The 13,402-nt window shown below is 74.1% G+C and carries 14 protein-coding genes; 3 read left to right on the plus strand and 11 right to left on the minus strand.

Annotated elements, in window-relative coordinates:
* Positions 1-20: 20 nt before the first annotated feature.
* Positions 21-521: a hypothetical protein gene (locus tag ACQEVZ_RS14935; protein WP_433366621.1), complete on the plus strand. Its 501-nt coding sequence runs from the start codon at positions 21-23 to the stop codon at positions 519-521.
* Positions 522-932: 411 nt separating this feature from the next.
* Here ACQEVZ_RS14935 and ACQEVZ_RS14940 read toward each other — a convergent pair whose 3' ends face one another.
* Positions 933-1,805 (minus strand): LysR family transcriptional regulator, encoded by an 873-nt coding sequence (locus ACQEVZ_RS14940; RefSeq protein ID WP_433366624.1) that lies wholly within the window; start codon positions 1,803-1,805, stop codon positions 933-935.
* A 75-nt stretch (positions 1,806-1,880) separates the two neighbouring features.
* On the opposite strand from ACQEVZ_RS14940, the gene ACQEVZ_RS14945 reads away from it, so the two are divergent.
* On the plus strand, positions 1,881-2,603 hold the full coding sequence (locus ACQEVZ_RS14945; protein WP_433366627.1) for a CTP synthase C-terminal region-related (seleno)protein: 723 nt from the start codon (positions 1,881-1,883) through the stop codon (positions 2,601-2,603).
* A 102-nt stretch (positions 2,604-2,705) separates the two neighbouring features.
* Here the strand turns inward: ACQEVZ_RS14945 and ACQEVZ_RS14950 are convergent, their stop codons facing one another.
* The 8 genes from ACQEVZ_RS14950 to ACQEVZ_RS14985 all read right to left on the minus strand — a co-directional run bounded on the left by ACQEVZ_RS14950 (position 2,706) and on the right by ACQEVZ_RS14985 (position 9,555).
* Entirely contained in the window at positions 2,706-3,491 is a 786-nt protein-coding gene (locus ACQEVZ_RS14950) for an endonuclease/exonuclease/phosphatase family protein (protein WP_433376760.1), read from the minus strand.
* 49 nt (positions 3,492-3,540) lie between these two features.
* Positions 3,541-4,257 carry an alpha/beta fold hydrolase gene (locus ACQEVZ_RS14955; protein WP_433366630.1) on the minus strand — a complete coding sequence of 239 codons (717 nt, stop codon included), beginning with the start codon at positions 4,255-4,257 and terminating at the stop codon, positions 3,541-3,543.
* Between the two features lie 201 nt (positions 4,258-4,458).
* Positions 4,459-5,097 carry a CG0192-related protein gene (locus ACQEVZ_RS14960; RefSeq protein WP_433366633.1) on the minus strand — a complete coding sequence of 213 codons (639 nt, stop codon included), beginning with the start codon at positions 5,095-5,097 and terminating at the stop codon, positions 4,459-4,461.
* Between the two features lie 34 nt (positions 5,098-5,131).
* Entirely contained in the window at positions 5,132-6,415 is a 1,284-nt protein-coding gene (locus tag ACQEVZ_RS14965) for a hypothetical protein (RefSeq protein WP_433366636.1), read from the minus strand.
* 129 nt (positions 6,416-6,544) lie between these two features.
* Positions 6,545-7,633: an amidase family protein gene (locus tag ACQEVZ_RS14970; protein WP_433376763.1), complete on the minus strand. Its 1,089-nt coding sequence runs from the start codon at positions 7,631-7,633 to the stop codon at positions 6,545-6,547.
* A gap of 125 nt (positions 7,634-7,758) precedes the next feature.
* Positions 7,759-8,589 (minus strand): SGNH/GDSL hydrolase family protein, encoded by an 831-nt coding sequence (locus ACQEVZ_RS14975; RefSeq protein ID WP_433376766.1) that lies wholly within the window; start codon positions 8,587-8,589, stop codon positions 7,759-7,761.
* A complete protein-coding gene (locus ACQEVZ_RS14980) occupies positions 8,589-9,089 on the minus strand; it encodes a hypothetical protein (RefSeq protein ID WP_344502721.1) in 501 nt (166 codons plus the stop codon). The genes ACQEVZ_RS14975 and ACQEVZ_RS14980 overlap by 1 nt, the downstream gene beginning before the upstream one ends.
* Entirely contained in the window at positions 9,076-9,555 is a 480-nt protein-coding gene (locus ACQEVZ_RS14985; protein ID WP_344502722.1) for a GNAT family N-acetyltransferase, read from the minus strand. The genes ACQEVZ_RS14980 and ACQEVZ_RS14985 overlap by 14 nt, the downstream gene beginning before the upstream one ends.
* 206 nt (positions 9,556-9,761) lie before the next feature.
* On the opposite strand from ACQEVZ_RS14985, the gene ACQEVZ_RS14990 reads away from it, so the two are divergent.
* Positions 9,762-10,196, plus strand: a complete 435-nt coding sequence (locus tag ACQEVZ_RS14990) for an SRPBCC family protein (RefSeq protein ID WP_433366640.1) — start codon at positions 9,762-9,764, stop codon at positions 10,194-10,196.
* On the opposite strand, the gene ACQEVZ_RS14995 is transcribed toward ACQEVZ_RS14990, so the two are convergent.
* Both ACQEVZ_RS14995 and ACQEVZ_RS15000 read right to left on the minus strand, forming a co-directional pair.
* Positions 10,193-11,200: an LLM class flavin-dependent oxidoreductase gene (locus ACQEVZ_RS14995; protein ID WP_433366643.1), complete on the minus strand. Its 1,008-nt coding sequence runs from the start codon at positions 11,198-11,200 to the stop codon at positions 10,193-10,195. The genes ACQEVZ_RS14990 and ACQEVZ_RS14995 overlap by 4 nt on opposite strands.
* Before the next feature lie 141 nt (positions 11,201-11,341).
* Entirely contained in the window at positions 11,342-13,219 is a 1,878-nt protein-coding gene (locus tag ACQEVZ_RS15000; protein WP_433366646.1) for a Calx-beta domain-containing protein, read from the minus strand.
* Between the last annotated feature and the right edge of the window lie 183 nt (positions 13,220-13,402).

A 13,402-nucleotide genomic window follows, 5' to 3' on the forward strand; every position in this document is an offset into this window, starting at 1 on the left:
GGCGGTGGATAGTGGTGTGCATGTGGACGACGTTGCACCGCCGGTGGGCCCTCGCGGGCGGCGCGTGGCTGGCGACCGTGGCCGTTGCGACCGCCGTGGCGACCGGCGCCGTCGGGTCGATGCGGCAGGGCATCTTCGGCACGTCGGACACCCCGTACAGCGAGGCCAAGGTCGACGCGCTGCTGGCCGGCGCCACGACGGGCCCGGCCGCGTCACCGGCCACACCACCGGTCACGCCGGACGGGACGCCGGGTCAGTCGGCGGGCCCGACGACGGCCGGGGGCGGGGTCGTTCGGGCCCTGACGACCTCGGCCGGGACGATCGTCGCGGTGTGCGACGTGGGTCTGGTCACACTGCGGTCGTGGACACCCAACTCGGGCTTCGAGACCGACCACGTGCAGCGGGGACCGGCGGCGGTCGCGGCGCTGCGGTTCAAGGCGCGCAGCGGCGGCGGCGACGTGCGCGCCGAGGTGACCTGCGTCGGCACCGAACCCCACCTCACCGTCGCCGGCGACGACTGACCCCTTCGCGGCATCGGCGCGTGTACCACGCAACGACGGCCTGACCTTGCGGTTTGTCGGTGCCCCGTGCGGCACTGAACGGCCCCCGCGGCACCGACGGCCTGGACCAACCGCCGCGGCGGCTGCAATCCCGGTGCAACGACGACCGACGCCCGTGCGACGGCGGCAGACCCGACACGACGATCATCTCGACCAACCGGCGCGGCGACCGCACGCCCGGTGCAACGACGGCCATGCGGCGGATGAGCGGCCGGCACGATGAGGACCGGCGTCCACGCGGCGAAACGAGTCAGGGATCGCAGCGCCTCAGCGAGGACGCGGGCCGGCGGAGTGAGCCGTTGACGGCCCGATGGCCATGCGGCGAACAAGCGGCTGGCGCGACGAGGGCCGGGGTCCGCGCGGCGGGACAGGTCAGGGTCGCAGCGCTTCGGCGAGGGTGCGGGCCGGTGGGGTGAGCGAGCCGTGGACGAGCTCCGTGCGGTGCACGAGTCGCGGCCTTGTCACCGGGACGCCGGCGACGCCCGGGTGGGTCAGCGGGCCGGGCAGCAGGGCCAGGCCCGCACCCGCGGCCACGAGCGCGAGCAGCCCGCCGGTGTCGGTGCCCTGGTAGGTGAACCGTTCACGGAACCCGCCGCTGTGCGCCAGCGCCCGCAGCTGCGGCAGTGGCGTGGCGACGTCGGGCGCGTCGATCCACGTCGCGTCGGACAGGTCGGCGAGGCCGACGGATGCGCGGCCGGCGAGCGGGTGGCCGGTGGGGAAGGCGACCAGGGCGGCGGACTCCGCCAGTACCGACGCCGCCAACTGCCCTGCGTCGGGCAGCGGCAACGGGTCGCTGGGCGCCGTCACGCCGTCGACGAGTCCGACGTCGAGCGTCCCGGTGGCGACGCCGGTGGCCACCGCGTCGCGGCCGGCCAGCAGCAGCGTGAACCGCACGCGGGGCATGGCCCGCTGCACCTCGGCGAGGACCGCGGCGGCCCGCGCGCTGCCGGCGAACGGCGTGGCGCCGAGCACGACCGTCGCGGCGGGCTGGCCCGACAGGCGGATCACGTCGGCGCGGGCGGCGCTCAACCGCAGCAGGATCGGGCCGGCGTGCTCGAGCAGCCGGGCGCCCGCGTCGGTCGGCGCGACCGGCCGGCGGTGCAGCAGGGTGGTACCCAGGTCGGACTCGAGCGCGGCGATCTGTTGCGACACGGCGGACTGCGTGTAGCCCAGCTCCTGCGCCGCGGCGGAGAACGACCCGGCGCTCGCGACCGCGACGAACGTGCGCAGCAGGTGCGGATCCACACCATCAGTATTGCTTATCCTGCTACGCGAATCAGTTGTTGGACTGATGTACGCCGGTCACGGGACAGTGGACGCATGACAGAGACCCGCACCGCCCGCATCGCCCTGGTGGGCGACCGTTCCCTGCACGTCCGTTCCCACGCCCGGATTCCGGGGCTGCTCGACGTCCTCCGCGCGCAGCACGGCATCGGCGTCGACGCGTACTGGATCCCGACACCCGACGCGTCGGCGACCGACCTCGCCGGGTTCGACGGCGTCTGGCTGCTACCGGGCAGCCCGTATCTCAGCGAGGAGGGCGCCCTGCACGCCGTGCGGGTCGCCCGGGAGCACGGCATCGCGTTCCTCGGCACGTGTGGCGGGTTTCAGCACCTGCTGCTGGAGTTCGCCCGCACGGTCTGCGGCATCGCCGACGCCCGGCACGGCGAATCCGAACCCGACGCCGGCCAGCAGCTGATCGTCCCCCTCGCCTGCTCGCTCGTCGGCCACGAGGGCGCGGTCAACCTGACCCCCGGCTCGCTCGCCGAGCGCGTCTTCGGGGTCGAGCGTTCGATCGAGCGGTACCACTGCGGGTACGGGCTGGACCACGCCTTCCTGCCGGAGCTGACCAGGCACGGGCTGCGCTTCACCGGCTTCGACGACGAGGGTCAGGTGCGGGTCGCGGAGCTGGCGGGCCACCCGTTCCTGATGGGCACCCTGTTCCAGCCCGAACTGGCCGGCGACGGCTCGCGCTGCCACCCGGTCATCCGCGCGTTCGCCGAGGCCGCCGTCTCCGTCGCCGCGCGGTCGGTGGTCTCGTAGCCGCCCGGTCGGCAGCGGCGGCGCGCAGGCCGGTGCGCCCAGCCGGCCGCGTTCCGGGTCGACGCCGACGATGCGGGCGACGCTGATCCTGGCGTCGCCGGCTCAGCGCAGGTCGGCGACGACGGCGAAGTGGTCCGACGGCCAGACGCCGTCGTGGGGGACGGTGCCCGCCAGGTGGACGCCCTCGACGGACCCGCGGCCCGGGCCCTGCAGGCCCACCAGGACGTAGTCGATCCGGGCGTTCGGCGTCGCGTGGCAGGTGACGTGCGGGTTGCGGCGGTCCCAGGTCCACCCTGGGTCGTTGCGGCCGTGGTACCGCCACGCGTCGACCAGCACCAGGCCCGGCACGACCGGCGCGGTGAGGTGTCCGCCCAGGCGCCGCATCTCGTCGGACTCGGGCTCGGCGTTGAAGTCCCCGGTGAGCACCGGCGGGTGCTCCGGGATTCGGTGCCCGGCCACGAACGGCACCAGCCGCTCGACCTGCGCGCACCGGGCCGCGGAGCCGTCGGGCGGCGAGTCCAGGTGGGTGGTGAACACCGGCACCGGACCGTCGGGAGCGTCGATGCGGGCGTGCAGCACCGTCCGGCCCTCGCCGCCGAGGTCCCCGATCGCGGTCGCACCGATCGGCCACCGGCTCAGCACCGCGTTGCCGACATCGACGGTGGTGTCGCCGATCCGGTCGTGCCAGCGCCCCGGCATCGGCGAGCTGCTGAACGCCCAGTGCATGCCGAGCTCCCGCGCCAGCAGCTCGACCTGGTGCTCACCGCCGCGGACCGCCCAGGCCTCCTGCAGGCAACACACGTCGGGCTGCTCGGACCGGAGGGTGGCGAGGATCGCCTCGTGCCGGGCCCGCCAGTCGCCGAACCGCCACCACACGTTCCACGTCATGATCCGCACCGGGCCGATCGTAGATCACCGATCCGGCGGGTGGTCCACGTCAGCGCGGGGCGGCGAGGACGGGCAGGAGCGCGGCGGGGTCCTCGACGTGGGCGTTGTGACCGAGGCCGGGAAGGTCGACCGGCTCCGGGACGAGCGCCGCGAGCTGCTCGTGGCTCACCATCTGGTCGTGCTCACCCCGGGCGAGGACGACCGGGACGCGTGCGGCGGCGAGGAGGGCGGCGACCCCGGGCTCGCCGACCGCGAACGTCCGCGGGTCGTGCGTGCTCCGCCAGCCCTCGCCGTCGCGGGTCACGGCGGCGTCCGGCGCGTCGTCCTTGAGTCCGACGAGCCCCGCAACGCGCTGGAAGCGAGTTGCGGCCTCCTCGCGGGTCGGGTGGATGATCGGCGCCTTCCTGGCGAGCGCCGCGGCGCGGTCGAGCTCCTCGGCGGTCCAGGCGACCTTGATGCCGAGACCGACGACCGCCCGCACCCCGGGCAGGTCGGCGAGGTGCAGGCCGATCACCCCGCCGAACGAGTGCCCGACGACGACGGTCCCGTCCGGGTCGACCAGCCCGGCGACGGCGTCCGCGACCCCGGCGAACGAGTAGTCCTCCAGCCACCCCGAGCCGCCGTGGCCCGGCAGGTCGGGCGCCACCCACGCCGTGTCGAGGAGGGCGGTCAGGTCGTCCCACACGTCGGCGGTGGCGCCGAGGCCGTGCAGGAGCAGGATCGCCGGGGTGCCGGAGCCACCGCGGAGCACTCGAAGGTCGGTCACCCCGACAGCATCCCCCACAACGGCGCCGCCACGGGCCGGCAACCACCCGCGCCCAGAATGAACGGGTGGCCCGCCCCGCGCCGGGACGAACGGGTGACGCCTCGCGTGCCTCGCATCCACGCAGGCCGGTCGTCACCCGCACTCCCACGACCGGGTGAGCCGGTCAGCGCACCCCGTGTCGAGACGGGCGGCGGTGAGGGGTTATCTGGCGGTGGCGTACGCGAGGAGGCGTGGGGTCGTGACGTCGCCCCAGGCGGCGGTGAGGGTCGGGGCGCCGGGAGGGGGTGGGGCGTCGTCCTTGAGGACCCTGAGCACGGTGAGTTCGTGGGAGCTTGTTGCGATGCGGGTCGGGTCGGCGTCCTCCACGTGGAGGATGTCGGTGGTGTCGGGGGCTGCGGCGCCGGCGTGGCCGCTGCCGTTGGCCTGGACGTCGCTCGGGCGGGCCTGGCGGACGCCGTCGACCTCGAACTCCTCGGCGGCCTGGGGTTCGGCGGTCAGGATGATGCGGGCGAGGGCGGCGGCGTAGACGGGGTCGCCGGCCGCGTCGTACACCCACCTGGCGCCGAGGACCGAGTGCTCGGTGGTGCCGACCAGCCAGCGGTCGGCGCCGGCGAGCGGTGCGCCGCGGTAGGTGAGCGGGACCTGCAGGACCGGTCCGTCGCCGGCGCGGACGAGGATCGTCTCGATGCCGACCTCGCCGGCGGGGTCGTCGAAGCGGAACGCGCCGACCTTCGCGACGTCGGGGTCGGCGGGGCCGGCGTACCAGGAGCGGGTGGGCAGCCACGCGTTGAGCAGTTCGAGTTTGGTGGGCGTCAGGTCCGCCCGGTGCAGGAGCGCCATGATCGCATCGTAGTGGCGGCGGCGGTCGTCCCGCTCAGGGCAGCGGGCTGGCGGGCCACGCCGCGACGGTGTTGCCGCCGGTCCAGACGCAGTCGTCCAGGATCCAGCGCACCACGCCGGCGTCGTAGGCGCCGGACGCGGTCGCCCGCAGCACCCCCACGCCCTCGTCGACGATTACCTCGAGGATCCGCCGGCCGTCGGCGGTGCGCTCGGAGAGGCGGGCCGGGTGGCCACCGATCGTGGTGTCCATGGCGGGCAGCCGGGCCGGCGCCTGCTGCGGGACGCTGGTCAGCCTGAGGTCGGACGTGCCGTCGGTGAGGTCGAGGATGGTGTGCGTCTCGCCGGCGAGGAACGTCATCGTGCAGCGGTCCGCATGCATGCCGTCGGGGAGGTTGGTGAGCCGGTAGGGCACGACGCAGCGGTACGCGCGGTCGAGGCGCACCCCGGTGGCGAACACCAGGGCGCGCGGCTCGTCGAGCGTGGTGACGACTTGCAGCCACAGCCCGTCGGCGTCCTGCCAGCGGATGACGGTGGTGCCGTCGGAGGAGGTCAGCACGGCGGGCCGGCCGGCGACGGTGACCGGGGTGGGTGCGCCGATCTGCGGCTCCCAGCCGTCGGTGGTGACGCCGACCCGGACGGTGGTGCCGGCGAGCCGGTCGGTGGTGCCGGCGAGCCCGTCGCCGGCGCCGGTGGAGCCGTGGAAGGTGAGGGATTCCTGGCGTTCGCGGACGAGTTGCTGGTAGGTGACGCCGAAGGACGGCGACGGCAGCCGGTCCACGCTGAGGTGCAGCACCAGGGGGCGGCCGATCCTGCCGGGGCCGGCCTCCGCGGCGGCCTCGCCGGTCGCGGCCGGTGGGCGCGGCACGTCGACCATCAGCTCGCCCTGAACCTCGCCGGCCGCGCCGGCCGCGCCGGGCGACGGCGACGCGCCGCCCGACGGGTTCTGGTGGGCCGGCAGGCCGGTGAAGACGTCCGAGGGTGATGTCGGCGCCGGGTCGCCGCCCGGGAGCAGCGCCAACGCCGCCGCGACGGCGGCGACGACAGCACCCGCGCCGCCGAGCAGCAGCCACCGCCGCGGCCAGGAGGCGGTGCCCTCGCGGGACACAGCGCCCGCGCCGTCGCCAAGGAGCGGCCACCGGCGTCGCCCCGGGACGGCAGCGGCCACACTGGACGACAGCGACAGCGTCGAGGCCGGAGCGGCAGGCAGCACTCCGCGGGCAGGACCGGCGGTGGTGGCATGTCCACTGTGGGCGTCGGTGTCGACGGCCGGGTCGTCGGTCATCGCGGCTCCGGGGGCGGTGAGGGGTGACTCAGCCATCGTGCCCCCCGTCGGCAACCACGAAGCCGACGGCGAGATCGGTCTTCATCCATCCCGGCAGGGCGCCGGTGTCACGACACAGACGTCGGGAGGGGGTGCCGAGGTTGCACGGGACGCACCGCGCGGAGCTCAGGCCAGGGGGCGTGCCGCCAGGGCGAGCAGGCCCAGGTCGTGCCCGGGCGGCGCGATGACGGCGACCCCGGCCGGCGGCGTCGAGGAGGTCGGCACGGAGACGCTGGGCAGGCCATACGCGCTGGCGGGGACCGCGCACCGCAGCGTGTCGCGGCGCCACGCGTCGCGGGCGGAGGGGCTCAGGTCGCGGGGGTGGCCGGGGCCGCCGGCCGGCAGGACGAGCCAGGCGTCGCGGTCGGCCAGCAGGTCGAGCAGCTCGGCCCGCAGCCCGGCGAGGAACGACCGGGCCTCGGCCTCCTCGGCGGCGGTGACGGACGCGCCGAAGCGGAACCGGTCCTCGACGTCGACCGCGAGCGCCCGCGGGTGCGCGGTGATCCACTCGCCGTGCGCCCGCCACGCCTCGGCGGCCTGCACGCGGCGGAAGGCCAGCAGCAGCGGGTCGGGATCGTCCCAGGTGGACAGTGTGACGGGCGAGACCGGCAGGCCGAAGAGGGAGTCCCCCGTCAGGCCGGGGACCTCGCCGACGGCGAGCAGCCGCGACGGCGGCGCCGACGGCCCGGACGGCAGCAGGACGGAGCCGACGAGGGCCAGGTGCGAGGCGGTGGCGGTGATCCAGCCGACGGTGTCGAACGACGGCGCAAGCGGCAGCACCCCGCCGGTGGGCACGACGCCGTGGGTGGGGCGCAGGCCGAAGAGGCCGCAGCAGGACGCGGGGACACGGATGGAGCCGCCCGTGTCGGTGCCGAGGCCGATGTCGGCGTGCCCAGTCGCGACCGCCGACGCGGGGCCGCTGGAGGAGCCGCCCGTGACGAGGCCGGGTGCCGAAGGGTTGGGCGGGGCACCATAGTGGACGTTCGTGCCGGACAGGGAGTAGGCGAGCTCGTCGGTGTGCGCGATGCCCTGGATGGTGGCGCCCGCGGTGCGCAGCCGGGCGACGGCGGGGGCGTCCTCGGCGGCGGGCAGGGCGGACGCGAGCCACGTGGGGTTGCCGCCGCCGACGGCGAAGCCGGTGACCTCGAAGAGGTCCTTGACCGCGACCCGCAGGCCGTCGAGCGGGCCGTGCCCGGTGGCGTGGGCCAGCGGCATGCCTTTCACCCGCCACACCGTAGGGTCCGCGGACATACCGTCGCCTCCCACCTGCCGCCGCAACGTCGCGGCGGGCCGTTGAGTGAGCGTAGCGCCCGCGCGACGAACGCACAGGGGGTCGGACCTCACCAGTCCGGCGGGCCGAGCCAGGTCGCCTTCGCCAGCGCGTTCTGCCCCGCGGAGTTGGGGTGGAAGAAGTCCTGCGCGACCACCATGTCGAGGGTGAACGCGACCCGGTGCGCCGCCCCGCCGTCGTCCCGGCACCGGGGGCCGTAGGCCTTGCAGGCGGCGGCGAGCTGCGTGTTGTAGGCGTCGACCCGCGCCCCGAACGCCTTGCGCCGCGCCACGTCCGCGGGTGCGGTGGAGGTGGGCGCGGCGAGCAGCGCCTGGCAGATCCCGAGCGACCACGCCTTCACCGCGACCTGGCTGGTGTGCCCGACCTCCCAGAGCCGGTTGATGTCGGGGATGCTGACGACCAGGACGCGGGCCTGCGGCATGCCTTCCTTCAGCACGGCGAGGGCGTCGTCGACCTGGCGGCGGAACGTGTCGACGGGGGTCATCGCGTCGAGGGTGGGCCGGCAGGCGTCGTTGGCGCCGATGAGGATCGTGACGTAGATGGCCTTCGCGGTGACCGCGGTGCGGGCCTGCGCGGCGAGCGCGTCGGCGCGGGCGCTGCCCTGGGCCGAGTTGACGCCGCGCAGGCCCGGATACGACGGCCGGAGCCGCCGGTAGTGGCTGTCGACGCGGGTGCCGTCGCCGGTCGACCACGAGTTGCGCGGGCACGGCGAGGGCGCGAGGCACGACGCGAACGCGGTGGTGAGCGAGTCACCGAGGGCGGCCATGGCCATGGAGCCGGACGACGGGGCCGGGCCGGCAGGACCCCCGCCACCCTCACAGGCGAGCGCGAGGACGACGAGCGCGGCGAAGAGCACGTTGCGTGCCCAATTGACGACGATCAGCACATAGTAGCGTGCAGGCGCTTCAGCAGCGACATCTCCAGCTCCTCCGGCAGCTGGAAGAAGCCGTCCTCGGTGAGCAGCCGGTGGTGGTCGTTCGGCCGGTAGGACATCGGCACCAGCGCGCCGTCGCGCACCTCCACGCTCCCGATGACGTCGCACGAAGGGACGTCGCCCGAGGGGTCGGGGGTACGGGCGTCCAGCAGGTCCACCCAGCCGTGCCCGCCGACCGCGGCGGCCTGCTCGCGGATGCCGGGCACCACGAAGACGTCGTCGGCGATCATCTCGTGCAGGAAGCGCACGAACGCCGGGTTCTCCTCGAAGTGGTCGGGCTGCATCGCGGCGGGCCCGTCGACGCCGACGGCGAGGAGCCCGACGACCGCCTCCGGCGACAGCCCGTACTCCGCGGCATCGTCGGGCTCGACCGGTGACACCAGATGGCGCAGCCGCTCGCCGACGTACACCTCGTACACGAACAGCGAACGCTTATCGGTCTCCACGGAGCTTCCCGTAGACGAGGACGTCGCGCCAGGCGCCGTCGCGGAACTCCGCGGAGCGCAGGATGCCCTCGCTGAGGAACCCGACCTTCTCCAGCGCCTTCTGCTCCGGGATGTTCTCCGGCTGCGTGCGGGCCTCGATCCGCGGCGCCGCGCTGTTGGCGAACAGGTAGTCGCACAGCAGCGTCTGCGCGCGCCAGCCGACGCCGCGGCCGCGCCACTCCGGCAGCAGGATGATGCCGATGCTCCAGTACCGCGACCAGCCGGTGCCGGTCGCCTCCCAGCTGACGTAGCCGGCGGCGGTCTCGTCGGCCTCGACCATCAGCCGGCCGTCGTGCTCGCCGAGGAAGCCGTCCTCGGCGAAGCGCCTGGCCGGGCCGGTCGGCTCGCGGTAGCCGGACCAGGCCGGGCCGGCCAGCCCCGGCTCCGTCACGAACCGCCGGAACATCCCCAGATCGCTCTCGACCACCGGTCGCAGCCGAACCCAGGTCTTATTCAACGTTGCCTCACCTCGCCTCGGAGAACCGCCGAACGGGCCGCCGATGTCAGCCGGCCGCCTGCGCACGACGCGCAAGATCGTCCGCCATCCTCGCCGATGATCGGGGCGACCGCCATCCGACCAACCGCCGGGAAAGGCCAACCGACGGTAGATCGGCCACGCTACCGTCTGAGCCCATGTCCGTCGATGCCTTCGCTCACACGTTCCTCGTGGCCGCCCCGCCCGCCCGGGTCTTCGAGCACCTGGCGGACCCGCACTCGTACGTGGGCCTGTCGCCGCTCGTCGTGGCCGTCCGCGACGTGCGCACCGACGGCGACCAGGTCGGCTACGTGGCCCTCGAACGGTTCCGCTTCTGGACGAACCGGATCCGCGTGACGATGACCCTCGACCCGGCGGCACCGGCGGTGGTCAGCGACGTCGTCTCGCCCGGCCGGGTCCGGCTGCGGGCGGCGGTCACGCTGGCGCCGTCCGGGGCCGGGACCGAGGTCACGGAGACGATCACGGTCGACTCGCCGTCGTTGCTGCGCCGGTACGTGGTGCGCACGGCGAGGTCCGTGCAGCTGCGACGGGCCGCCGAACTGACCCGCCGCATGTCGGACCGGCCGGCCTAGCGGGTCAGGTGCGCCGCGACGTGCTCCCGGATCAGCGCGAACGAGCGGGCGCGGGCCTCGATGTCGTACACCATGCAGGTCAGCATCAGCTCGTCGGCCTGGGTGCGGTCCAGCAGCCCGGTCAGCTGCGCGCGGACGGTGTCCGGCGAGCCGAGGGCCTGACCCTCGCGCCGTTCCAGCACGAATTCGCGTTCGCGGTCGCTGTACGGGTAGGCCGCCGCCTCCTCCGGCGTGGTGAGGGCCTCGGGCCGGCCGGAGCGCAGCCGCAGGAACGACAGCTGGCTCGGCCCGGCGAGGAACTCGGCCTCCTCGTCGGTCGGGGCGCAGACGGCGCTGACGGCGACCATCGCGTAGGGGGCGTCGAGCCACTGCGACGGCCGGAAGCTGTCGCGGTAGAGCCTCAGCGCGGGCAGCGTGTTGGCGCTGGAGAAGTGGTGCGCGAACGAGAACGGCAGGCCGAGCAGGCCGGCGAGCTGGGCGCTGAAGCCGCTGGAGCCGAGCAGCCACACGTCGGGCTTGTCGCCGCGCCCGGGTGAGGCGAGGATGCGCTGCCCGGTGTCGTCGCCGGTGAAGTAGGCGATGAGGTCCTGCAGCTCCTCCGGGAAGTGCTCCGCGGACAGGCCTTCCATGGTGCGGCGCAGCGCGAGCGCCGTGTGCTGGTCGGTGCCGGGCGCCCGGCCGATGCCGAGGTCGATGCGGCCCGGGTGCAGCGCCTCGAGGGTGCCGAACTGCTCCGCGACGACGAGCGGCGCGTGGTTGGGCAGCATCACGCCGCCGGAGCCGACGCGGATCGTGGACGTCGCGGCGGCCAGGTGCGCCAGCAGCACCGCGGGCGTGGAGCTCGCGATCGCGGGCATGTTGTGGTGCTCCGCGACCCAGAACCTGCGGTATCCGAGCGCCTCGACGCGTCTGGCCAGCTCCGTCGTGTTGCGCAGGGCATCGCCGGCGGACGCGTTCGCGGCGCGGGGCGCGACGTCAAGGACGGAAAGCGGAATCTCGGTCACAAGTCATGGTCAACAACGCCGTCCCCGGGAATGTTCCCGAAGGCGGGGCGGTGTGACGTGGCGCTGGTCGCACACCTGCCGCAGACGCGAACAGGCGCGGCCCGCCCCCAGGAGAAGGGGCGGGCCGCGCCGCGGTGACGGTCAGACGCGGCAGGGGTTGCCGGTCGGGTTGGCGGCGCTGCCGTGGATGTCGGCGCGTGCCTCACTGATGACCACGTCCGTCAGCAGCGTGTCGAGGACGACGGCCTGCTGGGTGACGCTGTTCGGGGTGGTCGTGGTCGCGTTGAGCTTGAGCGAGCCGACCACCAGCGGCACGGTGAGCGGTGCGCTGCCGACCGTGACCGCGATGCCGTTGATCTTCAGGTACGCGATGCTCGACGACCCGCTGAGGACCGGCGCGAGCCCGCCCGGGCCGGACGCGCAGGTCGCCTTCGCGGTGGCCTGGATGAGCCCGAGCTCGATCGTGACCGGCGCGACGCCGCCGACGGTGATCTTCACCGACTCGACGGTGGCCTTCGCCGTGCCGTTGTCGCCCGCCGCGGGTGCGGCGTCGAGGTTGTCGGGGGTGAGCGCCGCGTTCGCGTCCAGGGTCTTCGACTCCACCTTGATCAGGCCGGCGTCGAGGGTCAGCTGGGCGAGGACCTTGCTGTCGTCCGCGCACGGCACGTTGGCCGGGTTCGCCGCCGGCGAGGACAGCGGGCCGACCCGCAGGACCTGCGCCGTGCAGGAGAACGTGCCGTTGCGGTCGGCGTCGACGATCGTGCCGAGGCCGGTGCCGTCGGCGATCGCGGCGCCGACGGGCGCGGACAGGTTGACGGTGAAGCTCTCGTCGAGCTCGTCGACCGCGTCGTTGACGACCGGCACGGTGACCGGCCGGCTGGTCTGCCCCGGCGTGAACGTGACCGTGCCGCTGCCCGCGGTGTAGTCGGCGCCGGCGGTGGCGGTGCCGTCGGCCGTGGCGTAGTGCACGCTGACCGGCGACGTCGCCGGGCCGGAGAGCGAGACGGTGAACGTGGCGTTGCCCGCGTTCTCGTCGACGACGACGTCGTTGATCGCGATGGTCAGGACGGTCACCGACAGGGTCTGGATGAAGGCCGCCCCCTGGCTGACCCCGTCGACCTGGAAGTCGACCTTGCAGGTGTACGTGCCGGGCGCGGCACCTCCGGCGACCGTGACGTGCTCGGTGAAGTCGGCGGTCGCGCCGCTGTCGACGGTCTTCGAGGCCGGGTCGAATGTCAGCGACAGGTTGCCGTCGCAGTCGAACACCACCGGGGCGACCTTGACCTGGATCGCCTGGACGCCGGCGAGGATCGCGGCGCTGACCTGGTCGGCGGGCACGTCCGGCAGGTACACGCCGCCGGTGCCGGACGTGATCGCCTCGGCCTGGCCGCCGGCGTTCATGCCGCCGACGTCGACGGCGACGACGCGGATGTGCGCGGCGTTCAGCGCCGCGACGGTGTCGGCCAGGCCGTGGCCGAGGCTCGGGTCGTGCGACGGGGCGTCGCCGAAGACCACGACGATGCGGGTGCCGCCGTCGCGGAAGTGCACGGCGCCGTTCGCGAGCTGGAACAGTGCGTTGAGGTTGTCCTCCGGCAGGTCACCCCCGCCGCCGGCGACCCATTGGTCGATGCCGGCCTGGACCGCCGCCTGGTCGGCGGTGATGTCCTGGCGGACCGTGAACGGCGCGGAGTCCTCGAAGTCCTTGTACTCCGCGACCCCGAACCGCGCCTGCGGCTGCGCGGCCGCGATCTGCCCCATGACCGACGCGGCGTTGGCGCGCACGTCGGCGATCGGCCCGGTCATGCTGCCGGTGGTGTCGGCCAGGAAGACGATGTCGGGCTTCGGCGGGACCGGCGCGGTCTCGACGTGCTTGGCGATGTCGGCCGACTGGCCGGGTCCCAGTGTCAGGCTGACACCGGTCGGGGTGACACCTGGAGTGGCCTGCGCGGCGGTTGCCGTCGCGAGGACGGTCACCGCCCCTGCGGTCAGCACCAGGCTGAGTAATGACGCGAGTCTCACGTGCTCCTCCTGCGACGGTCGGCGGTTGCCGAGGAGAAGCAAACAATGGCGCCGTCCGCGTGAAACAGGACTTGCCGACCGGGCCGGCGTCGGATAAGAAGCGCTCAGCCGCCCTTACGAATTCACTCCTGTGAGTGTCTGTGAATGCCGTTCCACATTCAATTCAGTCCTTCGCCCGGGTGT

The organism is Dactylosporangium sp. CA-152071, from assembly GCF_050936335.1.
Lineage (GTDB): Bacteria > Actinomycetota > Actinomycetes > Mycobacteriales > Micromonosporaceae > Dactylosporangium > Dactylosporangium maewongense.